General features: G+C 68.3%; 19 protein-coding genes and 1 pseudogene. 9 read left to right on the top strand and 11 right to left on the bottom strand.

The features are described from left to right. Positions 1 to 64 precede the first annotated feature (64 nt). Together LN251_RS29480 and LN251_RS29475 are read right to left on the bottom strand one after the other, a co-directional pair. Positions 65 to 1,255 carry a beta-1,3-glucanase family protein gene (locus LN251_RS29480; protein ID WP_458247220.1) on the bottom strand — a complete coding sequence of 397 codons (1,191 nt, stop codon included), beginning with the start codon at positions 1,253 to 1,255 and terminating at the stop codon, positions 65 to 67. An 88-nt stretch (positions 1,256 to 1,343) separates the two neighbouring features. Beyond that, positions 1,344 to 2,621 carry a family 16 glycosylhydrolase gene (locus LN251_RS29475; RefSeq protein ID WP_458247219.1) on the bottom strand — a complete coding sequence of 426 codons (1,278 nt, stop codon included), beginning with the start codon at positions 2,619 to 2,621 and terminating at the stop codon, positions 1,344 to 1,346. A gap of 712 nt (positions 2,622 to 3,333) precedes the next feature. On the opposite strand from LN251_RS29475, the gene LN251_RS29470 reads away from it, so the two are divergent. From LN251_RS29470 to LN251_RS29455, 4 genes are all read left to right on the top strand, one after another. Beyond that, complete coding sequence (locus tag LN251_RS29470) at positions 3,334 to 3,729, top strand: hypothetical protein (RefSeq protein WP_458247218.1); 396 nt, start codon at positions 3,334 to 3,336, stop codon at positions 3,727 to 3,729. A 235-nt stretch (positions 3,730 to 3,964) separates the two neighbouring features. Next, complete coding sequence (locus LN251_RS29465) at positions 3,965 to 4,423, top strand: SMI1/KNR4 family protein (RefSeq protein ID WP_458247217.1); 459 nt, start codon at positions 3,965 to 3,967, stop codon at positions 4,421 to 4,423. A gap of 731 nt (positions 4,424 to 5,154) precedes the next feature. Continuing rightward, positions 5,155 to 5,847, top strand: a complete 693-nt coding sequence (locus LN251_RS29460) for a hypothetical protein (protein ID WP_458247216.1) — start codon at positions 5,155 to 5,157, stop codon at positions 5,845 to 5,847. 160 nt (positions 5,848 to 6,007) lie between these two features. Continuing rightward, positions 6,008 to 6,895 carry an arylamine N-acetyltransferase family protein gene (locus tag LN251_RS29455; protein ID WP_458247215.1) on the top strand — a complete coding sequence of 296 codons (888 nt, stop codon included), beginning with the start codon at positions 6,008 to 6,010 and terminating at the stop codon, positions 6,893 to 6,895. Between the two features lie 21 nt (positions 6,896 to 6,916). Here LN251_RS29455 and LN251_RS29450 read toward each other — a convergent pair whose 3' ends face one another. Then, positions 6,917 to 7,408 (bottom strand): GNAT family N-acetyltransferase, encoded by a 492-nt coding sequence (locus tag LN251_RS29450; RefSeq protein WP_458247214.1) that lies wholly within the window; start codon positions 7,406 to 7,408, stop codon positions 6,917 to 6,919. 98 nt (positions 7,409 to 7,506) lie between these two features. Here LN251_RS29450 and LN251_RS29445 point away from each other — a divergent pair, with 98 nt between their 5' ends. Then, positions 7,507 to 8,427 carry a LysR family transcriptional regulator gene (locus tag LN251_RS29445; protein ID WP_458247213.1) on the top strand — a complete coding sequence of 307 codons (921 nt, stop codon included), beginning with the start codon at positions 7,507 to 7,509 and terminating at the stop codon, positions 8,425 to 8,427. A 48-nt stretch (positions 8,428 to 8,475) separates the two neighbouring features. Here LN251_RS29445 and LN251_RS29440 read toward each other — a convergent pair whose 3' ends face one another. From LN251_RS29440 to mmsA, 5 genes are all read right to left on the bottom strand, one after another. Further along, on the bottom strand, positions 8,476 to 9,222 hold the full coding sequence (locus LN251_RS29440; RefSeq protein ID WP_458247212.1) for a phosphotransferase family protein: 747 nt from the start codon (positions 9,220 to 9,222) through the stop codon (positions 8,476 to 8,478). A 76-nt stretch (positions 9,223 to 9,298) separates the two neighbouring features. Continuing rightward, a complete protein-coding gene (locus LN251_RS29435) occupies positions 9,299 to 9,526 on the bottom strand; it encodes a hypothetical protein (RefSeq protein WP_458247211.1) in 228 nt (75 codons plus the stop codon). Between the two features lie 131 nt (positions 9,527 to 9,657). Next, positions 9,658 to 10,767: a substrate-binding domain-containing protein gene (locus LN251_RS29430; RefSeq protein WP_458247210.1), complete on the bottom strand. Its 1,110-nt coding sequence runs from the start codon at positions 10,765 to 10,767 to the stop codon at positions 9,658 to 9,660. Positions 10,768 to 11,013: 246 nt separating this feature from the next. After that, complete coding sequence (mmsB, locus tag LN251_RS29425) at positions 11,014 to 12,312, bottom strand: multiple monosaccharide ABC transporter permease (protein WP_458247209.1); 1,299 nt, start codon at positions 12,310 to 12,312, stop codon at positions 11,014 to 11,016. Further along, positions 12,309 to 13,859 carry a multiple monosaccharide ABC transporter ATP-binding protein gene (gene mmsA / locus LN251_RS29420; RefSeq protein ID WP_458247208.1) on the bottom strand — a complete coding sequence of 517 codons (1,551 nt, stop codon included), beginning with the start codon at positions 13,857 to 13,859 and terminating at the stop codon, positions 12,309 to 12,311. The genes mmsB and mmsA overlap by 4 nt, the downstream gene beginning before the upstream one ends. Before the next feature lie 214 nt (positions 13,860 to 14,073). Here mmsA and LN251_RS29415 point away from each other — a divergent pair, with 214 nt between their 5' ends. After that, the gene (locus LN251_RS29415; RefSeq protein WP_458247207.1) at positions 14,074 to 15,342 is read left to right on the top strand and encodes an ROK family transcriptional regulator; all 1,269 of its coding nucleotides are present in this window, start codon (positions 14,074 to 14,076) and stop codon (positions 15,340 to 15,342) included. Between the two features lie 237 nt (positions 15,343 to 15,579). Then, on the top strand, positions 15,580 to 16,395 hold the full coding sequence (locus tag LN251_RS29410; RefSeq protein WP_458247206.1) for a hypothetical protein: 816 nt from the start codon (positions 15,580 to 15,582) through the stop codon (positions 16,393 to 16,395). A gap of 237 nt (positions 16,396 to 16,632) precedes the next feature. Here the strand turns inward: LN251_RS29410 and LN251_RS29405 are convergent. Together LN251_RS29405 and LN251_RS29400 are read right to left on the bottom strand one after the other, a co-directional pair. Then, a pseudogene (locus LN251_RS29405) lies at positions 16,633 to 16,809 on the bottom strand (sensor histidine kinase); the annotation flags it as partial. Positions 16,810 to 16,872: 63 nt separating this feature from the next. Further along, positions 16,873 to 17,406 (bottom strand): CbrC family protein, encoded by a 534-nt coding sequence (locus LN251_RS29400; RefSeq protein ID WP_458247205.1) that lies wholly within the window; start codon positions 17,404 to 17,406, stop codon positions 16,873 to 16,875. A gap of 165 nt (positions 17,407 to 17,571) precedes the next feature. On the opposite strand from LN251_RS29400, the gene LN251_RS29395 reads away from it, so the two are divergent. Then, positions 17,572 to 18,408: a hypothetical protein gene (locus LN251_RS29395; protein ID WP_458247204.1), complete on the top strand. Its 837-nt coding sequence runs from the start codon at positions 17,572 to 17,574 to the stop codon at positions 18,406 to 18,408. Between the two features lie 51 nt (positions 18,409 to 18,459). On the opposite strand, the gene LN251_RS29390 is transcribed toward LN251_RS29395, so the two are convergent. Beyond that, complete coding sequence (locus tag LN251_RS29390; protein WP_458247203.1) at positions 18,460 to 19,452, bottom strand: helix-turn-helix domain-containing protein; 993 nt, start codon at positions 19,450 to 19,452, stop codon at positions 18,460 to 18,462. A gap of 52 nt (positions 19,453 to 19,504) precedes the next feature. Here LN251_RS29390 and LN251_RS29385 point away from each other — a divergent pair, with 52 nt between their 5' ends. Then, positions 19,505 to 19,900 (top strand): cupin domain-containing protein, encoded by a 396-nt coding sequence (locus tag LN251_RS29385; RefSeq protein ID WP_458247202.1) that lies wholly within the window; start codon positions 19,505 to 19,507, stop codon positions 19,898 to 19,900. Positions 19,901 to 19,903: the final 3 nt, after the last annotated feature.

The raw sequence follows: 19,903 nt of genomic DNA, 5'->3' as shown, positions 1-19,903 counted from the left end.
TCATCGCGCCTGTTCCCTGGGCCGTGCGGCACGCCTCGCTTGGATGCGGAGGTGCGGGGCGCCCTCAGAACGCTGACAGTGTGAGTGCGACGCCGGTCGGCCGGGTGTCCTGGATGTACGAGGCGAAGTCCGCGACATCGTCGAACGCGAAGCCGTAGGCCTTGCCGTCCTTGGTCGCCGCGTGGATCGCCTTCGCGTAGTGGTTGGTCAGCTCGCCCTGGTAGAAGGCGGCGGGGTCGGTGGCGGGCTGGGCGGTGTCGGTGAGCAGCGTCGAGCGGTTGAAGCCCGCCCCCAGGACGGCGGCGACGGGGCCGGTGGTGCCGTCGTTGGGCGCGGCGAGTTTGCCGTCGCAGAAGAGGACGTCGCGGGTCGAGGGCTTGGCGAAGGAGACCGAGGCCGGCCCGTCGAAGGCGAGGCGCTCACCGCGCACGCGTCCGGTGAACGTGCCGGCGTCGGTGGTGACCTTGAGGTCCTTGCCGGTGTACGTGCTCCACACCTCGTCGATGTACGGGGCGAAGTAGTCCGCGGCGAACAGGCCCGCGTCCAGACCGTGACCGGGAGCGATGATGCGCGTGTCGCCCACGACGAGCCGCGCGAACTCCTCGACCTGCTTGACGGCGGCGAAGGCGGCGGCGCGCCCGCCGTCGCGCAGGGCACCCGTCGTCTGGTCCTTGTCACCGGTGAGCCGGATGCTCATGGGCACGCTGAACATGTCCACCATGGTGGTGTTGCAGAACATCCCGGCCGCGTTGTACGTGAACTCGGCGCAGTCGTGCAGGATGCCGTAGTTGGGGTCCGAGGCGACCCACCCGGCCGGGTACTGGAGCGCCGCGTTGCCGTTGCCGTCGGTGACGGCCTTGAACTTGAGTTTCTCGCCGAGCGAGACGTAGATGCGGCCCGACATGTAGGGCAGGGACAGCTTCGTGTCGCCGCTGCCGGACAGGGGGATGGCGTAGTCGGTGAAGCCGTCGGCGCCGTTGTCCGACAGGGAGATGGGGGCGACGGTTCCGTCCGGGGTGAGCCGCACCTGCTTGCCGTCCAGGTTGCCGACGACGTAGAGGTGCACGGAGGTGTTGGCGAACGAACCGCTGTTGTTGACGACGGTCACCGGGAGCGAGTCGCTCGCGGCGGTGCCGTCCTGGCTTGCCAGGGCATACGGGGCGATGGTGGCGATCGCCGGGACGGCGACGGCCGCGCCGCCGAGGGCGAACAGCATCTTGCGACGGGTCAGGTTGCGCTGATGACGGGGTGTCATGAGGACTCCTTGGGTCCCGGCCTGCGAAGCCGGGGTGCTCGGGGGAACGGGGAGAAAACGCGGGTGGCCGGCCGCGAGCCGGGGAGGCTCAGCTGAGGGTCCACTTCTGGTTCGCGGCGCCGGTGCATGTCCAGATCTGCAAGGGGGTGCCGTCGGCGGAGGAGTTGCCCTTGGCGTCGAGGCACCTGTCGGCACCGGTGTTGGTCAGGTCGCGAGCGGCGGTGTAGGTCCACTGCTGGGCCGCCGTACCGTTGCAGGTGTAGAGCTGTACGACCGCGCCGTCGTCGTGCGAAGCGGCCTTGACGTCAAGGCACTTGCCGAGGGCCCGTACGGTGCCGTCGCCGCCCAGGGTCCACTTCTGGGCGTCGTTGCCGGTGCAGTCGTGCAGCTGGACGGGAGTGCCGTCGGCGGTGCCGGCGCCCGCGACGTCCACGCACATGTCGCCGATGCCCTTGATCGCGCCGGTGCCCGTGGTGGTGCCGGTACCGCTGCTGCCGGAGTCCGAGGTGGTGACGTGCACGTAGTCGACGGTCATCGTCTGTGGGAACGAGGTGGTGGCGTCGGGGCTGCCGGGCCAGTCACCGCCGACGGCGAAGTTCAGGATGACGAAGAACGGATGGTCGTAGACCCACTTGTTGCCGTCCACGTCGGCGGGGGTACGGGTCTCGTAGACCTGGCCGTCCACGGACCATTTGATCGCGGACGGGCTCCAGTCGACGGCGAAGACATGGAAGTCGTCGGCGAAGGACTTGCGGTTCGGCAGGGTGTACGCGGCGCCGATGCCGCCCGAGCCGGAGTACCCGGGGCCGTGGATCGTGCCGTGGACGGTGCCGGGCTCGCTGCCGACGTTCTCCATGATGTCGATCTCACCGCTGTCCGGCCAGCCGGCGCTGCCGAGGTCGTCGCCCAGCATCCAGAACGCCGGCCAGACGCCTTGGCCCCGCGGCACCTTGATGCGGGACTCGAAGTGGCCGTACTTCTGAGTGAAGGTCTTCGCCGTGTTCAGCCGCGCCGACGTGTACTGGCAGGTGCCGTACCAGCATTGAAGGCCCGGGTCGCTGTTCTTGCGGGCGGTGATGACCAGGTTGCCGTTGCCGTCGAGAGCGGCGTTGCCGGTGCTGTTCGTGTAGTACTGCAACTCGTGGTTGCCGTTGCCGCCGCCGCCCGTCTCCAGGGTCCACTTCGAGGAGTCGGGCGCGCTGCCCGCGGCGCCGTTGAAGTCCTCGGACCATGTCTGCGCCGCGGCGGCGTTCGCGCGGTTGGTGGCCGGACCGGTGGTGCTGAAGAGGACGGCGCACGCGAGGGCGGTGGTGATCAGCAACACCAGCCCTCCGTACGACCAGCGGCGAGCGCGATGAGCTGCCATGCGGGAACACACCTCGTCTGTGGGGAAGTTGGGCGGCGGGCGGCGGGCGGCCCGTCGGGGTGCACGGGCAGGGGAGCGCTTGGGGGAGGCTGAGAGCGCTCTCTCGCTGCGCACCGGGGTGCCGCCGGTGAGCCACGACCATACGCACGATCACTGGCCCTGCCAACCGGAACGCAAAGCCTCAAATGTCGCTGACCTGGGTTTACTTGAGGAAGCGGGTGAGATCGAAGAACGTTTAATACGCGTTTAAACCACGCTTAAGGCGGCGGCCGCCGGTCGCGATCGCCATGTCCGGGATGCCCTACGGCCACCGTGGCGAGAGCGAGGCTTGAACATCGTCACTCTGCGAGCCGGCGTCCGGGGCGAGCCGGGGGCTCACAGCTCGATCTGCCCTGTCAGCCGCCACTCGAGGTACTCGGCCAGACTCGGTGCCACCCAGGTGCGGCTGTCGTCCTCGTTGTTCCAGACGAAGACGTCGGGCCGGTCGACCCTGGAGCCCTTCTGAGCCTGGCTTTGGGGTGAATCGACTCACCGCCCGCCTGTACGGGTGCGGGGCGGCGACTTGACCAGTGTGACTGTTACCCCGCACGAGCGGCGGGCGACCATCTCGCCGCACTTGGCGAAGCGCTTGCGGGGCGTCGGGCAGCTAGCCGGCTCTCTTGGCAACGATCGCGATCAGCGCTGTGTCGTAGGCATCTGATAGGCCATGGCCATGACGTTCTTGGTGATGGTCGAGGGAGATGCGGGCGGATGGCACGTCGATCGGGATGCGCTGACCGAGGTGATCCGCAATCGGTGGGCCGACGCCGAGATCGATCCATCAGATCGCAGTGAAGTCCGCAGTCTTGTCTGGGAGTTCGATACGGACAACGGCCGAGGTGAGGCCTACTTGCACAAGGACGGTACCTGTCTGTACATGGACGTCTGGGAGGACGAAGGGATCTGGTTGGCGATCGCCTTCCGCAAGCTGACACCCGTGCACCTCGACCTAATGTTCTGCGACGCGGGTTATACCTTCGACGTGCGTCTGCCAACCGGGACAACTGAGGCCGAACTGATGGCGCTGGTCAACGCTGAAGGCCGAGTTGAGCCCGACATGGCGAGGTGAAAGACCAGGCGGTCGACATGGCGTCGGTCCTGCGGGCCGTACCCCATCGGGACTTCCGCAGCAGGCACCTTGCTTCAGGGTGGCCGTGGTTTGCTCGCCGAGCCGCTCAGCAGACCAGGCCGCGTCGGTGCGGCTGCCGGTGGCTCATGTCATGATGCGCCTCGTGAGTGACCATCGACTTTCCCGCGCGTGGCTGGCGGCCTGGGCAGGCACAGTCTCCGGGATCCTCAGGGCGATGACAGGCGAGTTCGCGTCGCGTCACGGCTTTCCCCCCGGCATCAACCAGGTCCGACTGGCCGACTGTGACGATCAAGCGGCGGCTCGCGCGCTTGCCAAAGTGAGCGTCATGCCGGCAGACCTGGTCACCTTGTACGACAGCGTCGGCGACATCACCTGGGCGGACGTCGACAGCGGCTACTTCCTGTACCCCGCAAGTGGCGTCCTGCTGCGGCTCCAGGAGTATGGCCTTGTCGACTTGGGCGCGGACCACAAGAGCGATGGGCTGGTCATCGGCTCGAACGGCGGCGGCTTGTCCTACGTGCTGGGCACTGATGGGACGGTTCACCGGACACGGACCGCGTCATTGGACGAACCAGAACTCGACAAGGTGGCCGATGATTTGCGGCACCTTCTGGAGCTATGGGAACGATCCCTGAGACGGTTCGTCGCCAATACCGGACCTGGCTATATGTGAGTCGGCTCCAGAGGAGGCCGGCCGTCGAAATCCCGCAGAACCGACTGCGGCGAGCGCCATGCCGACGAGTGGGGAGGTCGCAGTCCGCAATGAATCGCAGTGACCAGCACGTCCCAGCCAGAGCCTAGAAACGGATGTGCGTGTCCGCACTCCCTCCGAAGCGGGAATTATGGGGACCGGCACGCAGGTCCCGCCTCTCAGCCACGCCAAGAAGGCCGGGACTGGGTTGTCGCTCCGGGCGTGTGAGCCGCCGTGCCCCGCCGCACCTGGCTGTTGCTCGAACGGTGACAGCGGTGAACGTGGCGGATCAGATGTACCTCATCAGCATCGCGTCGTTCCGGCCCGGCGTTTCCGCTGCCGGACCGCGTCCTCCGCGCGAACGCGATGCGTGAACATCGTCCCGTCCTCGGACCAGTCCGTGGAGGCCACGGAGCAAAAGAATTCGCGGGACACTGGGACCCGGAGCAGGGCCGACCGGCCCCTCGCGTCAGCCGTTCCCCGCCCGGTATGCAGGGATGAAGCGACAGGGCCCACGGCGAAAGGCGCCGCACGGGGCACCGGCCGCCGGTGCGGACAGGCACACGGCCAGCCGCATCGACGACCGCCGTGCCGGTGCCCGCACCCCGCGGGGGCCGTAGGTGCGCGATCCCTCGAGCCCCGCGTACCGGACTCCAGTCTCCTGCCGCGCGTCTCCACGACCTGGCGCACCCATCTTGACCAGGGAGGACACGATGAACGAGCAGCAGTCATGCCGACGGCGATCGCAAAGCCGTCTGCTCACCTTCACGGTGGCCTCCGCCGCCCTGGCGCTCTACGCACTGCGGTTCAGGCCGCGCTTGCTGACCTGGGGCGCAACCCCTGACGAGGCCGTCTGCGCTTACCCCGGCGACGAACTCGTTCCCGAAGCCGACGGCGCCTCGACCATGGCCACCACCCTGCCGGCGCCACCCGAGAAGGTCTGGCCCTGGCTGGTGCAGATGGGTGGAGACCGCGCCGGCTGGTACAGCTGGGACCTGCTGGACCACTTCGGAGAACCCAGCGCCAGTCACATCGCACCCCAGTGGCAGACCCTGCAGGAAGGGCAGCGACTGCCGGCGACGCGCGACGGCCAGGCGTGGTTCACGGTGGCCCGCCTGGAGCCGAACCGGACCCTCGTGCTGCGCTCCGATCTCGGCCTGCCTTCCGGCCACTCCTTCGACCCGGACTGGGAGGCTCGTCCAGCCGCGCGCATGGGCGGTGTCTGGAGCTTCCATTTGCGGCCGACCGCCGACGGCATGACCCGCCTGGTGGTCCGCACCCGCGGACAGAGCCGTCCACGGCTGCTCATGCGGCCGTTCGACCTGCTCATGGGCGAACCTGCCCACTTCATCATGCAGACCCGGCAGTTCCACAACCTGCGGACCCGGCTCGCCGCCGCAGCCTGACGCGGGGCTGAGCCGCCGTGGCAGGCGCGCCGTCTTCGGCCGGCCGGAGTCGGCAGTCCGGAGCCGGACCGAGGGGCGCGGCCACCGTGCCGACCCGTCGCTGGGCCTATCTGACGTCAGGGGTGTTTACCGCATTCGGGTCATTCAGAATAATGGGGACATGTTCGACTCGGTCAGCCCCTTGGACCCGGATGTGCGGCGCGCCTACCTCGCGCGTCTCGACGTCGAACCGGCGCCACCGTCCGTGGAGGCCATGCGGCTGTTGGTACGGCGTCACGCTGAACGCGTTCCGTACGAGACTCTGTGGATCCAGGCCGGTGAAGCCTGGAACATCGACCCGTACGACTCCGCGGCGCGGATCGCTCTGCGCGGCCGAGGAGGCTACTGCTATCACATGAACGGGGCACTGGGCCTGTTGCTCACATCGCTCGGTTATGTCGTACGCGGCCACGTCGGGGGAGTGCACGGCCCGGAGGGCCCCCACGCCGAGGTGATGGGGAATCACCTCGTGCTGACGGTCGAGCAATTGCCGAGCGACACGAATCCGGGCGGTGTCTGGTACGTCGACAACGGGCTGGGCGATGCTCTGCACGATCCGCTGCCGTTGACCGAGGGCAGGCACGAGCAGGCGCCCTTCGTACTCGGTCTGGAGCAGAGCCCCGACGGGGCGCAGTGGCACCTGACCCACGACCCGGCCGGCGGCTTCACCGGAATGACCTGGACCATGGCTCTCGCGCACCCGGCCGAGTTCGAGGCGCAGCACCGGTGGTTGTCCACGTCGCCGGAGTCGGGGTTCGTCCAGGTCCCGATGGCGGAACGCCGCGATGCCAGCGGAGCGGACGTCATTCGTGGCCTGGTGCTGAGCCGGATCGGTGACGGTGCGCGCAGGCATGAGCCGGTCACTCGCCGCTCGGAGTGGTTCGACCTGCTCGCTGACCTGTTCGGCCTCAGGTTGCACACCATGGTCGCGGAGAGGCGTGAACAACTCTGGACGAACGTTCTCTCGGCGCACCAGCGCTGGGAGGAGTCGCAGGATGCGCGCCATTGAGCCCGGGGGCCCACCGGTGGCTCATGCCAGTTCCATGAGGATGTCGGCGCGGGCGTAGTAGTCGGCCACGGGGAGGCGGTCGCGGGGGATTCTGACGAACCCCGCATCCTCGTAGAGGTGAAGAGCGGGCGCGAGTTTCGAGTTCGTGCCGAGGAACAGACGCCTCGCCCCGAGAGTGTGGGCGCGTTCGACGGCTGCGGCGACGAGTCGGCGGCCGATGCCGCGTCCTTGCGCTGCGGGGGCCACGGCCATCTTCGCCAGCTCGAAGACGGCGTCCGCATGCGCCAGTAGGGCGATGCAGCCGAGTACGGTCCCGCTGCCGGCCACGCGCGCCACGAGCACGTCGCCGCCCGCAGCCACGATGCGGCCGAACGGGTCGCTGAGAACGGCCCGGTCCGCCTCCTCCAGGGTGAACAACCGGGAAATCCACTCCTCGTTGAGCGCGTAGAAGGCGTCGGCGTCACTCTGCGAGGCGATCGAAGTGACGCTGGTCGAGGCGGAGGAATGCGGCATGAGAAAGGTTTCCTTCCCGGCGTGGCTGCCTGTAGCCTCCGATCCCGCTCACCCATATGTCCAATACAGACACCGACGCCTATCCATAAGATTGAGCTATGGATCGCCGCATCGAACTCCGTCATCTGCGGTACTTTCTGGCCCTGGCAGAAGAACTGCACTTCGGCCGCGCCGCCCAGCGACTCCACATCGCCCAGCCCGCCCTGTCCCAGCAGATCAGGCAGCTGGAGAAAATCGTCGGCGTCGAACTGTTCCTACGAACCTCTCGAAGCGTCCAACTGACCGAGGCGGGAGCGACTTTCCAACCAAGAGCCCGCGTCCTTCTGGACCGTCTGGCGGCCGACCTCGACGAGGCCGCGCGCGTCGGCCGCGGCGAGGCCGGCCGACTGGACGTCGCTTTCATCACCTCGGCCGCCGCGATCGTCAGCGAGCATCTGCGTGCATTCGCCCGTCGCCGCCCCGAGGTGCGGGTCAAGCTGCGGGACGGCTTCACCACCGACGTCCTCGCTGCCCTGGAACGGGGCACCGCCGACGTCGGCATCGTCCGGGATGCCGAGGAGCGGGACGACATCGACCTCTCCCTCTTGGCGTCGGAACGGTTCGTCGCGGTCGTCCCCGCTGAGCACCCCGCGGCCAAGGGCGACCGGCTGGACGTGAGGGAGCTGGCCGCAGATCCGCTGATTCTGTTCCCGCGCTCGGCAGGACCTCAGGCGTTCGACACGAACACGCGGCCTCTACGAAACGCCGGCATCGACGTCCGGATCGCGCAGGAGTGCTCCGACTGGCACACCATCATCACGCTCGTCGCGGCCGGCCTCGGTGTCTGTATCGCCCCCCACAGCGTCACAACCCTGCTGCCCGCCAGCGCACGAAGGCTCGAACTCGCCGGACCTCCCACCATGAGCCGGATCTTCATGGCCACCCGCCGAGGGGACGACCGCGCCCTTTTGAAAGCCTTCGTCGCAGCATCCGAACGTCTGGCCGAGCATGGCCACGCCCGGACGACGGAAGTGCTCTGACCCCGCGCGAGCAATGCCAGGGAGGGGTGCGATCAGGTCCGCGCGGCCTCACATCCGGGATCTCAGCACGTCGACCTCGCAGCCCGGTGCGAAGGGGTCGAAGCCGTGCTCGGTCAGCCAGCGAACGATCAGCAGGCTCCGCAGCGACCACCAGGCATGGATGACGTCGAGGTCGATGTCGGTGCCGTAGCCGGCGATGACGTCGTCGAGATGCTCCTCGTGTCCGAGAGTGAAGGTGGCGAGGTCGTACAGGGCATCGCCCTGGCCTGCCTCGGACCAGTCGATGATGCCGGTGACCTCGTCGCCGTCGACGAAGACGTGATCGATCTGCAGGTCGCCGTGGGTGAAGGCCGCAGTCCAGGGCCGGAGCGCGGCCTCGGCGACCTGGCGGTTGCGGTGGACTAGGTCGGCGGGCAGGACGGCGTTCGTCACGAGCCGCTCGCACTCGTCGTCGAGTTCCACCGCCAGTTCGACGCGGCTCCGGCCGGCCCGGCCCGTTCGGGGCGGCAGCGGTGCTTCGTGAACCTTCCGGATGGCGGCGCCCGCCGCGGCCCACGCCGCCGGCGTCCCGATCGACGGCCCGCCGAGGCGCCCGAGCGTCGTCCCCCGGAGTGCGGCCATCGCGAGGACGTGGGGCTTGTGCCACAGGACCTGCGGAGTCGGGACCGGCACCAGGGCCATCGCCTCGATCTCGACGTCGATGCGCGCCTGATCGGCGTCCACCTTCAGGAACAGGTCACCGACGCGCAGCGTCGCGCGCTCGGAATGGGCGACGACGACTTCGACCTCATCCATGGGCGACCAGTATTCCGGGGCCGATCGCCGACGTCGCCGGCTTTATGACGAGCGATGACGCGGCTGACCGCACCTGTCACCAGTCGGCGCCGTGCGCGTCCCCGAACTCTGGAAGTCCATGGACGACGAGCCGGTTCTGCGCTCCGTCGAAGGTGTCGGCCAGGACCTCGGCCTCCTGCCGTTGCCCGTTGAAGAGGCCCCGCTGGTCGACGTGCACGACCAGGATGTCGTGACCGTCGATCCTTTCAGAGATGCCTCGGGTCTCGATCGTGTCCGACCACGCGTTCAGGTTCCGGCCTGCCAAGCAACGTTGCCCTGCCGGGCGTGGGCGTGGGCGTGGGCGTCGGCGGGCGTGGGCGGGTCTTCTCGGTCGTATGCCCATGTCTTCGCCCGCCCCGCAGAGCCTGACGGGGCGGGCGAAGATGGCGGGCGGTGCTACTTGGTGAGGGGGGCCAGCTTGGGGTCGTTGGCGTAGGCCTCGGCCGCGTTCTTCTTCGTCACGATCACGGGCGGCAGGAGGTAGGCCGGGACGACCTTGTCACCGTTGTTGTACGACTTGGTGTCGTTGACGGTTGGCTTGTCGCCCTTCTGCAGCGACTTGATCATGTTGACGGTCTCCGCGACGAGCTTGCGGGTGTCCTTGTTGATCGTCGAGTACTGCACACCGGCCATGATGGACTTGACCGACTCGACCTCGGAGTCCTGACCGGTGACGACCGGGACCGGCTTGCCGGCACCCTTCACCGAGGTGAGGATCGCGCGGGCCAGGGTGTCGTTGGGGGACAGGACGCCGTCGAGCGTCTTCTTGCCGCTGTACGCCGAGGTCAGCAGGGAGTCCATGCGCTGCTGGGCGTTCTCCGCCTTCCAGCCCTGCGTGGCGGTCTGCTTGATGTCCTTCTGACCGGACCCGACAACGATGTCGCCCTTGTCGATCAGAGGCTGGAGGACCTTCATGGCGCCCTCGAAGAAGACCTTGGAGTTGTTGTCGTCCGGCGAGCCGGAGAACAGCTCGATCGTCCAGGGGCCCTTCGGCTTCTTGGCCTTCATGCCGTCGATCAGGGCCTGGCCCTGGAGTTCGCCGACCTTGAAGTTGTCGAAGGCGATGTAGTAGTCGACGTCCGGGGTGTTGGTGATGAGCCGGTCGTAGGCGATGACGGTGGCGCCCTCGTCCTTGGCCTGCTTGACCTGGGTGGCCAGCTGCGAGGCGTCGGTGGCACCGATGACGATGACCTTCGCGCCCTTGGTGACCATGGAGGAGATCTGCGCCTGCTGGTCGGCGACCGTCGTCGAGGCGCCCGCGTACTGGACGTCCGCCTTGAAGCCCGCGTTCTTCAACCCGTTGGTGAACAGGTCGCCGGCGAGCACCCAGTTCTCGGAGGTCTTGGCGGGCAGGGCGACGCCGATCAGGGAGCCCTTCGAGAAGCCCTTGCCGCCGGCGTTGTCACTGCCGGAGGAGCCTTCGCGCTCGTTGGAGCAGGCCGTGGCCAGGGTGAGGAGGGCGGCGGCGCCGACGGCGGTGATGCTTTTGATGAGGGTTCTGCGCATGGTGGAGTGGTGCCCTTCGTGGGTGCTGGTTGCGGGTGTGCGGTGTGCCGTCGAGCGCGGCTGAGGTGGTGCGGTTCGAGCGCCGGACTGTGTGTCGGTGCCGGGTGGTGCGGGTTGGGGGAGCCGGACACCCGGTGGTCAGGGGACCGGGTGTCCGGCCGTCCGGGGTGGTGGTGAGCGGACGGTTCGTGGAGCCGGGTCGGGGACATGTGCGTCCGGTCCTGGCTCGGCGAGCAGGCGGTACGGTCAGCCCGCGACCTTGGTCTTGTCCGTGTCGGAGGTCGGGGCGGGCGGTGCGGCCGTGCCGGCCGGGTCCTCGCGCCGGAACGGGCGTGTCAGCGTTCCGATGATGGAGAAGCGCCCCTGGCTCTTGTTGTAGACGTCGAAGGCGACGGCGAGCAGCAGGACCAGGCCCTTGATGATCTGGACCATGTCCGAGCCCACGCCCTGCAGTTGGAGTCCGTTGTTGAGCAGGGCCATCACCAGGCCGCCGACGATCGAGCCGCTGACGGTGCCCAGGCCGCCGGAGACCGCCGCCCCGCCGATGAACACGGCCGCGATGGCGTCCAGTTCCCAGCTCAGGCCGTCCTGCGGGCCGGAGGCCGCGGAACGGGCCACGAAGATCATGCCGGCGAGAGCGGCCAGCACCGACATGTTCATCATGACGGCGAAGTTGACCCGCTTCAGTTTCACGCCGGACAGCTCGGCGGCGCGTGCGTTGCCACCGACGGCGTAGATGTGGCGGCCGCCGATGGTGTTGCGCGTGTAGTGCGAGTACGCCAGGACCAGGGCGATCAGGATGATGCCGGAGATCGGCAGGCTGGTGCCGACGCGGCCGCCGGCGAAGCGCAGCGTGGCGAAGACGACGACGCCGATCATGACGGCCAGACGGACGCCGGTGACCCACAACGGCGCGAGGTCCGCGTTCATCTCGCGTCGGGTCTGTCGTGCCTTCCACTCGCGCCAGACGACGCCCGCGCAGGCAGCCAGGCCCAGCAGCAGGGTGAGGTTGTTGTACCCGGTGTCCGGTCCGACCTCGGGCAGGAAGCCGGCGCCGATCTTGCGGAAGCCCTCGGGCACCGGAACGGTGTCGGCGTTGCCGATGTACTGGTTGGCGCCGCGGAACAGCATCATTCCGGCGAGGGTCACGATGAACGCCGGCACCCCGATGTAGGCGACCCAGAAGCCCTGCCAGGCGCCGATCGCCGCGCCGACGAGCAGGCCGAGCAGAATGCCGAGGGGCCAGGGGAGCGAGTGCTCCTGCATGGCCTTGGCGACGACGATGCCGGTGAGCGCCGCGACGGAGCCGACCGACAGGTCGATGTGCCCGGCGACGATCACCATCAGCATCCCGACGGCCAGGATCAGGATGTAGGAGTACTGGCTGACGACGGCGATGAGGTTGCCGGAGGTCAACGTCAGGCCGTCGGTCCAGATCTGGAACAGTACGACGATGGCCACCAGGGTGGAGATCATGCCGAACTGGCGGGCGTTGGAGGTCGTACCCCCGAAGAGGTTCTTCTGCAGGTCGGTTATGCGGCTCATGGAGTGGGGCTCTTCTTGTTGGCGGTCATCTGCTTCATCAGGACTTCCGGGTCCGCGTCCGCGCGGGTCACCTCACCGGTGATGGCGCCCTCGAACACCGTGTAGATGCGGTCGCACAGGCCGATCAGCTCGGGCAACTCCGAGGAGATGACGACGACGCCCTTGCCCTGGGCGACGAGCCGCTGGATGATCCCGTAGATCTCGAACTTGGCGCCTACGTCGATCCCTCGGGTCGGTTCGTCGAGAATCAGCAGGTCGGGGTCGGTGAACATCCACTTGGCCAGCACGACCTTCTGCTGGTTGCCGCCGGAGAGCTTGACGACGCCCTCGTCGACGCTGGGTGTCTTGATCCGCAGGTTGGTGCGGTACTCCTCGGCGATGCGGTGCTCCCGCACCGGGTCGATGACGCGTCGGCGGGCGATCTTGGACAGCTTGGCGGCCACCATCGAGGTCTTGACGTCGTCGAGGAGGTTGAGGCCGATGGACTTGCGGTCCTCGCTGACGTAGGCCAGTCCGTGCCCGATGGCGTCCGCCACGGTCTTGAGCCGGATCTCCTTGCCGTCCTTGAAGACCTGCCCGGACAGCCAGGTGCCGTAGGACCGGCCGAACAGGCTCATGGCGAGTTCGGTGCGGCCCGCGCCCATGAGTCCGGCGAAGCCCACGATCTCGCCGCGGCGGACCTGGAAGGAGGAGCCTTTGCAGACCATCCGTTCGTCCGAGGTCGGGTGCCGCACCGTCCAGTCGCGGACCTCGAAGAAGACCTCGCCGATGTCGGGGGTGCGGTCGGGGAAGCGGCTGTCGAGCTCGCGGCCGACCATGCCCCGCACGATGCGGTCCTCGTTGACGCCGTCGGCCTTGACGTCGAGGCTCTCGATGGTGCGGCCGTCGCGCAGGATCGTGATGGTGTCGGCGACCGCCTCGATCTCGTTCAGCTTGTGCGAGATCATGATCGAGGTGATGCCCCGCTCGCGGAAGCCGCGCAGCAGGTCCAGCAGATGCTGGGAGTCGGCCTCGTTGAGGGCCGCGGTGGGCTCGTCGAGGATGAGCAGCTTGACGTCCTTCGCGAACGCCTTGGCTATCTCGACGAGTTGCTGCTTTCCGACGCCGATGTCCTTGATCAGGGTGTCGGGGTCCTCGCGGAGTCCGACCTGCTCCATCAGTTCCAGGGCCCGGCGTCGGGCGCTCTTCCAGTCGATCGAGCCGCGGCGGCGTGGCTCGTTGCCGAGGAAGAGGTTCTCGGTGATCGACATGCCGGGCACCAGGGCCAGTTCCTGGTGGATGATCACGATGCCGGCCTGCTCGCTGGCCCGGATGCTGTCGAACCGGACCTTCTCGCCCCGGTAGACGATGTCGCCGCTGTAGCTGCCGTGCGGGTGGACCCCGCTGAGCACCTTCATGAGCGTGGACTTGCCGGCGCCGTTCTCGCCGCAGATCGCGTGGATCTCACCTTCCCGTACGGCGAGGCTGACGTCGGCGAGCGCGGTGACGCCGGGGAAGGTCTTGGTGATCGACCGCATCTCCAGCAGGTTCGGGGCGGTGGGGGTCATGAGCGGCGCTCCTGACCGCCGTGAACGCGCGGAGGCGTCCCCGGGCCTTGGGGCCTGCGGCATTGCATGGACATCAACTTGCCTCCGATGGCACTGCCCTGTGCCGTCGTGTCCGAGATTTCGTCTGCGGCACCGGACACTAAATCCATTTGTTTTACTAAGTCAATGGGCCGCGAGAGATAGATTGGCGAGGGGTAACGAGAGAGGACCGTGCGTGCGGCAGGCAGGAACGAACCTTCCGAAGGTCGGGCGATACAACCGGGCCGTCGTCCTGGACCAGATCCAGCTCGCCGACGGCATCAGCCGCGTCGAGATCGCCGAGCACACGGGCCTCACCCCGCAGACGGTGTCGGGCATCGTGCGCCGGCTGCTCGACGAAGGCATCGTGCGCGAGGACGGTGCGAGCAGGGTCTCCAGCGGCGGCAAGCCCCGCACCACCTTGCGCATCAACGCCGACGCGGGCAGCGCGGTCGGCCTGCACTTCGACCCCGTCCAGCTCAGCTGCACCGTCGTCGACCTGCTCGGCCGCCCCCTGGTCGTCAAGAAGCGCCCCACACATCCCGGCGACGATCCGGCCGAGGTCGTCAAGGCCATGGCGGAGCTCGTCGCCGACGTCCTGGCCGAGACGGGCGTCGACCGCGACAAGATCCTCGGACTGGGACTGGCCACGCCCGGGCCGATCGACCTCGAACAGGGCGCGATCGTGGGCGCGCCGCAGCTCGCCCGCTGGACGCGGGTGCCGGTGCAGCACATGCTGAGCGAGGCGACCGGCCTGCCGGTGACCCTCGACAACGACGCCACCGCCGCCGCGGTCGGCGAGCGCTGGTCCGGTGCGGGCAGGGGCGTGGCGGACTTCGCCTACTTCTTCTTCGGCACCGGCGTCGGCGGCGGCCTCATCCTCAACCACCAGGTGTACAGGGGCGGTTCGCTCAACGCGGGCGAGTTCGGGCACTCCTCCGTGCTGCCCGAGGGCCCCGAGTGCTACTGCGGCAACCGCGGCTGTCTGGAACGCCTCGTCAACCCGACGGCCATCGTCGCGCAGGTGCACCGCAGACTCGCCGCCGAGCCCCACCCCGACAGCGCCCTGGCGCGCGCCTTCGCCCACGCCCCCGAGAGTGTCGACCACGCGGCCATCGGGCTGGCCGCGGCGGCCGGTGACCCGGTCGCGGCGGCGGTCATCGACGAGACCGCGCAGCACGTCGCCTCGGTCGCGGTCGACATCGTGAACTTCATCGACGTGGACCTGATCGTCCTGGGAGGGCACGGCATCCAGCACGTGGAGCAGCGCTACGTCGAGGTCGTCGCCGCCGCGCTGGCCAGCCGCCCGCTCTCCCGTCATGTGCGGGTCGTCGACGTGGAGGCGTCCTGGCTCGGCACGGACGCGGCCGTCGTGGGCAGTGCGGCACTCGTCCTGCACGCCACGTACTCCCCGCAGCTGTCGGCACTGCTGGGCGCCAACGTGGCTCCCGCCGGGAGGCGTTGACCCGGCCCGACGCTGCGCCTCTTCCGGGTGCTCGGTGCACGATGCCGCTCGCCGCAGGAAGGGTCGCCGGAGCGAAGAGCCGACCCGCTGCCTGGTCCTGGCCCGCGCTCACATGGCCACGGCAACAGCCGTCAAGTGGGCCGCACCCTCAGGCTGTCGCAGCGATCTCGACCTGCGAAGATCAGCCTGCACATGTGTCCGCCCCGTCGGTGTCGGGCGGCAGTGGGGGGAGTTCCGATGACAACGATCGACGAGTATCAGCGACGCTGCGAGCAGCTGTTCCTGGCCGGGGGGAACCCGGCCGTGAGGCGCGCCGCGAAGCAAGGCCTGGACGAGCTGGGCCCCCACCCCGATCTCTATTGTTGGCTGGCCCTCGGACACGCCGCCGAGGACGACGACGACCACGACGACTCCGCGGAGGAAGCCTTCCGGGCCGGACTCGCGATCGACGGCGACCATTTGGGACTTCTGGCCGGTTACGCCGAACTGTGCCTGCGTGCGGACGCCTTCGAATACCCGGGCAGGGCCGCGCGGGCGGTCACCCTGTCCAAGCGGCTGAAGGAGCTGGCACCGCAGTCCGCCGAAGCCGACCGGCTTGCCGCCGCCGAACACTGGGCCCGGCGCGGCTATTGGGACGATCTGCGGATGCGAGCCGCGGCGAGTGCGGTCCGGGGCCGTGCCACCGAGGCGCAGGCGCGTGCCCTGGCCGAGGATCGCCGGCAGGGCGGCGACGCGGCGATTGGCAGCGTGAACATCGAGGACCGCGAAGCCGTCGTACGCGCCGCCACCATCAAGGCGCTGTCCGGGCCCTGGAACGCCCCGGTGCGCTTCCTGGGCCGGCATCGCACAGCAGTCTGGATCGTCAGCGGCATCCTGTGCTTCCTGACCAACACGATCCTGCGCCGGACGGGAGTCGTCAGCTCCTTCAGCGTCTGGGGCTACCTCTGGGCACTCCCGGTACTCATCGTCGACCGCCGTTTCGCCACTATCCGCAGGGAGGCAGAGGCGCAGCACATCGCCATCCTGGAAGCGGCGCTCGCCGAACCGCGCTGACGGCGGGCATTCGGCATCTGGCTGCCTGCGGGCGGGCGGGCGTGAGTGAGCGCAGGCGATGGTGGCGACGGCGGTCAGCGGTGCCGAGGACGTCGATGTGACGCGTCCCGTGCCGCTGCCTCGCAGGACCTCATCCGCGACCGGCTGCCTGCGTTCGCCGGCGGGGAGGGGGTTGCGATCCGAAGTCCTCTCCCCGCCAGTGAGCATCGCCACGGTGTCCGGCGGCGGGCGCAGCCGGATGCGGGCGTCGAGACCGGTGCCGGGGGCGGGATGGAGGGTGATGGTGCCCCCCGAGGCGTCGACGAGGTGGCGGACGATGGGCAGGCCGAGGCCGGTGCCGTCGTGGTGTGACTCGGAGGAGCGCCAGAACCGGTCGAAGGCGTGCTCCCGGGCGGCGTTCCCGTCGCTGCTCATGACGGCGGCACTGGTGCAGAAGACGAGGCGGAACCGGGGACGACTCGTCCAAGCAGACGACTTCTAGGAAGCGTCGGCGTAGGCGAGATGGGCGCCGCAGACGGTGCAGCGGAAGAGCATGGCGGTTGCCCCCTGACCCAGGTGCATCAGGAACTGTTCAAGCTGCTTCTCGTCGTGCCAGCCGTCGAGGCGCATGTCGGTCCGCAACTGATCGAGCGCTTCGGGATGCGCCGCCAACTCGGTGTAGCCGACTTCGCCCACGAAGGCCGCAGCGTTCCGGCAGTGGACGAGCCAGTGCGGGTCCTGCCAGGCGTGGAAGCCGGGGGTGCGGCGGGTGACTTCGTGCAAGACGTCCCTGCTGACACCGGCGAGCCCGTAGGAGTCGGAGAATTCACCCGCGAAGCGTTCAGCAGCGCTGCCGTCTGCGATGCACCACGGACAGAAGTGTCCGTTGACCTCGTGCGCAGTGTAGAAGGTGGCCGTATAGATCCATCCTCTGTCGCGCCTGCAGCAGACGCACGTCTCAGCGGACGCGCGGATGGACCCGCTTGCCAGAGGATCTGGGTGATAGCGAAAGAAGGGCAGGCCGGCGCTCATCGCCGGTTCCCGACCTGTGCCCTGGTGGCCACGCGTACTGATCCCACGGGGAGCAGTCTGTACCGGAGCACGTTTCCGATCAAGCGCGGTACCGGAGACCGGGCCCGTTGCGGGCGTGCTAGGCGGGCTGGGTAGGTTGGTGGCCACCGACCCAGGAGATGTTCCGTGCCCGGCCGCCCCAGCATTCTGTTCGTGACCGATCTCGCCTACGACGCCCGGGGGCGGCGTTACTGCGACGAGGACATCTTCCTCTCCTCGCGGCTGCGGAACGACTTCGACGTCGCCTTGTGCCACCCGCTGGACGCCACCGCTCTGATGGACACCTTCGACGCGGTCGTGGTCCGCAACAGCGGTCCCGTGCTGCACTACCAGACGGAATACGACGCCTTTCGGGAGCAGGCAGCAGCCCGTGAAGCCCGGGTCTACAACCCGCTGTCCGGCCGGGCCGACATGGTCGGCAAGCAGTACCTGCTGGACCTGACCGCAGCCGCATACCCGGTGATCCCCACGATCGACCGGCTGCAAGACCTTGGCCGCCTGCCCGAGGCCGACCAGTACGTCGTCAAGCCGAAGGCGGGGGCGGACTCCATCGGCCTCAGCGTCGTGCCTCAGGAGCGGCTGTCCACCCTCGCTTACGGCGACATCCTGGTCCAGCCACGCATCGACTTCCGTTACGAGGTGTCCTTCTACTTCGTGGACGATGCCTTCCAGTACGCCCTTCACGCGCCCGACCCCCAGCGGCGCTGGGTCCTCGAGCCCTACGAGCCCACCGAAGCCGACCTCGACTTCGCCCGCCGCTTCATCGACTGGAACACCCTCGATCACGGCATCCAACGTGTGGACGCCTGCCGCACCCAGGAGGGGAAGCTGCTTCTGGTCGAACTGGAGGACCTCAACCCCTACCTCTCCCTGGACCTCCTCGACGGCCCGACCCGCGACACATTCGTCACCAGCATGACGACCTCACTCCACCGGTTCCTGGGCACGGCACCGGGCCGCTGAAACAGCAGGGGACGGGCGGCGGCGAGGAGAGGACACCCCACTGTCCCGCGGTCAGTTCACGCCCGGTCCGAACCGCTCTCGGTAGGCCGACGGGGTGATCCCTGTCTCGCGGCGCATCAGCGTGCGCATATTGGCAGCCGTGCCAAGCCCGCTGCGCCGTGCCACCACCTCGAAGCGGGACTCACCTCGCTCGATCAATCGGCAGGCCAAGGCGAGGCGTTCGCCTGTGAGCCACGCCAATGGCGTCGTTCCCAGTTGTGTCCGGAACCGGCGATGCAGCGTCGCCGCACTGACCGCCGCACGGGCCGCAAGGTCGGAGACCGTCAGCGGTGTGTCCAAGCGCTCCTGGGCCCAAGCCAGAACGGGAGCCAAGGACTCGGTCGCTTGGTCGGGTATGGGCCGTTCCACGAACTGCTGCTGCCCGCCGTCCCGGTGTGCGGCGAAGACCAGCCGCCGGCTCACGGAGTTGGCGACCTCCGCGCCGTAGTCGCGGCGGACCACATGGAGTCCGAGGTCGAGTGCCGCCGCGCTTCCCGCAGCGGTGAGGATGTCTCCGTCGTCCACGAACAGCACGTCTGCTTCGAGGTGGACGCCGGGGAAGCGAGCCCGGAAGGAGTCCGCCCATTGCCAGTGCGCGGTGGCGCGCCGGCCGTCGAGGACCCCGGCTTCGGCCAGCGTGAAGGCGCCGCTGCAGAAGCCGATCAGGCGCGTACCGCGTGCGTGCGCCCGTCGGACGGCATCGAGTACGGCGGGACGGCGGGGTACCTCGATGTCGGGGCGGTTGGGGACGATCAAGGTGTCTGCCGTGTCGGCCGCGTCCAAGTCATCGACTCCGGTGAGCGTGAAGAATCCGTCGCGCATGAGCGTGCGGGGCTCGGGTGAGCAGAGCCTGAAGTCGTACAGGTCGCGACCGATCTCCGGTCGGCGCAGACCGAAGATTTCGGTCGCGCAGCCGAGCTCGAAGGGGTTGGAGTTCTCATCCACGATCACAACGACCCGGTGTGAGCCGGCCGCGTGAACCGCGTGCGAGGATTCTTTCGCCATATGCGATTCCTAGCACTCACACCGCCTGTGGGGAACGGCTCAGGATGAACCCATGAGCAACGAACCCATCCTCCTCGGCAACGCTCTGGCCTCATTCGACGCGCTGTGGAGTCCTCGCATCGTCACGCGCGTCAACGACTATGACGTCCGCATCGCCAAAGTGGAGGGCGAACACATCTGGCACGTCCACGACGACACAGACGAGTTCTTCCTGGTGCTCGAGGGAGAGCTGCACATCTCCCTGCGCGAGACCGAGGGCGAGCGCACGGTCCTTCTCCCGCAGGGGGCAGTCTTCACAGTCCCCCGAGGCACGGAACACAGGCCGTACGCTCCGTCCGGCGCCGCCATCCTCATGTTCGAGCCCGCCGGGACGCTGACCGTGGGCGACCGCCACGACGAGGTCCCGGACCACGTGGACGCAACCACCGGGCATGCGCTCAACCCCTGAGCC

This window comes from Streptomyces sp. MAI_2237 (genome assembly GCF_054189285.1).
This window is presented reverse-complemented; position numbering and strand designations above follow the sequence as displayed.

Bases quoted from the DNA above. Each gene is read 5' to 3' on its own strand.
- LN251_RS29385 (WP_458247202.1), top strand. From the start codon at position 19,505: ATGAGCAACGAACCCATCCTCCTCGGCAACGCTCTGGCCTCATTCGAC.
- mmsB (WP_458247209.1), bottom strand. From the start codon at position 12,312: ATGAGCCGCATAACCGACCTGCAGAAGAACCTCTTCGGGGGTACGACC.
- LN251_RS29410 (WP_458247206.1), top strand. From the start codon at position 15,580: ATGACAACGATCGACGAGTATCAGCGACGCTGCGAGCAGCTGTTCCTG.
- LN251_RS29455 (WP_458247215.1), top strand. From the start codon at position 6,008: ATGTTCGACTCGGTCAGCCCCTTGGACCCGGATGTGCGGCGCGCCTAC.
- LN251_RS29400 (WP_458247205.1), bottom strand. From the start codon at position 17,406: ATGAGCGCCGGCCTGCCCTTCTTTCGCTATCACCCAGATCCTCTGGCA.
- LN251_RS29465 (WP_458247217.1), top strand. From the start codon at position 3,965: ATGACAGGCGAGTTCGCGTCGCGTCACGGCTTTCCCCCCGGCATCAAC.
- LN251_RS29470 (WP_458247218.1), top strand. From the start codon at position 3,334: ATGACGTTCTTGGTGATGGTCGAGGGAGATGCGGGCGGATGGCACGTC.
- LN251_RS29450 (WP_458247214.1), bottom strand. From the start codon at position 7,408: ATGCCGCATTCCTCCGCCTCGACCAGCGTCACTTCGATCGCCTCGCAG.
- LN251_RS29460 (WP_458247216.1), top strand. From the start codon at position 5,155: ATGAACGAGCAGCAGTCATGCCGACGGCGATCGCAAAGCCGTCTGCTC.
- LN251_RS29430 (WP_458247210.1), bottom strand. From the start codon at position 10,767: ATGCGCAGAACCCTCATCAAAAGCATCACCGCCGTCGGCGCCGCCGCC.
- LN251_RS29475 (WP_458247219.1), bottom strand. From the start codon at position 2,621: ATGGCAGCTCATCGCGCTCGCCGCTGGTCGTACGGAGGGCTGGTGTTG.
- LN251_RS29445 (WP_458247213.1), top strand. From the start codon at position 7,507: ATGGATCGCCGCATCGAACTCCGTCATCTGCGGTACTTTCTGGCCCTG.
- LN251_RS29440 (WP_458247212.1), bottom strand. From the start codon at position 9,222: ATGGATGAGGTCGAAGTCGTCGTCGCCCATTCCGAGCGCGCGACGCTG.
- LN251_RS29480 (WP_458247220.1), bottom strand. From the start codon at position 1,255: ATGACACCCCGTCATCAGCGCAACCTGACCCGTCGCAAGATGCTGTTC.
- LN251_RS29390 (WP_458247203.1), bottom strand. From the start codon at position 19,452: ATGGCGAAAGAATCCTCGCACGCGGTTCACGCGGCCGGCTCACACCGG.
- mmsA (WP_458247208.1), bottom strand. From the start codon at position 13,859: ATGACCCCCACCGCCCCGAACCTGCTGGAGATGCGGTCGATCACCAAG.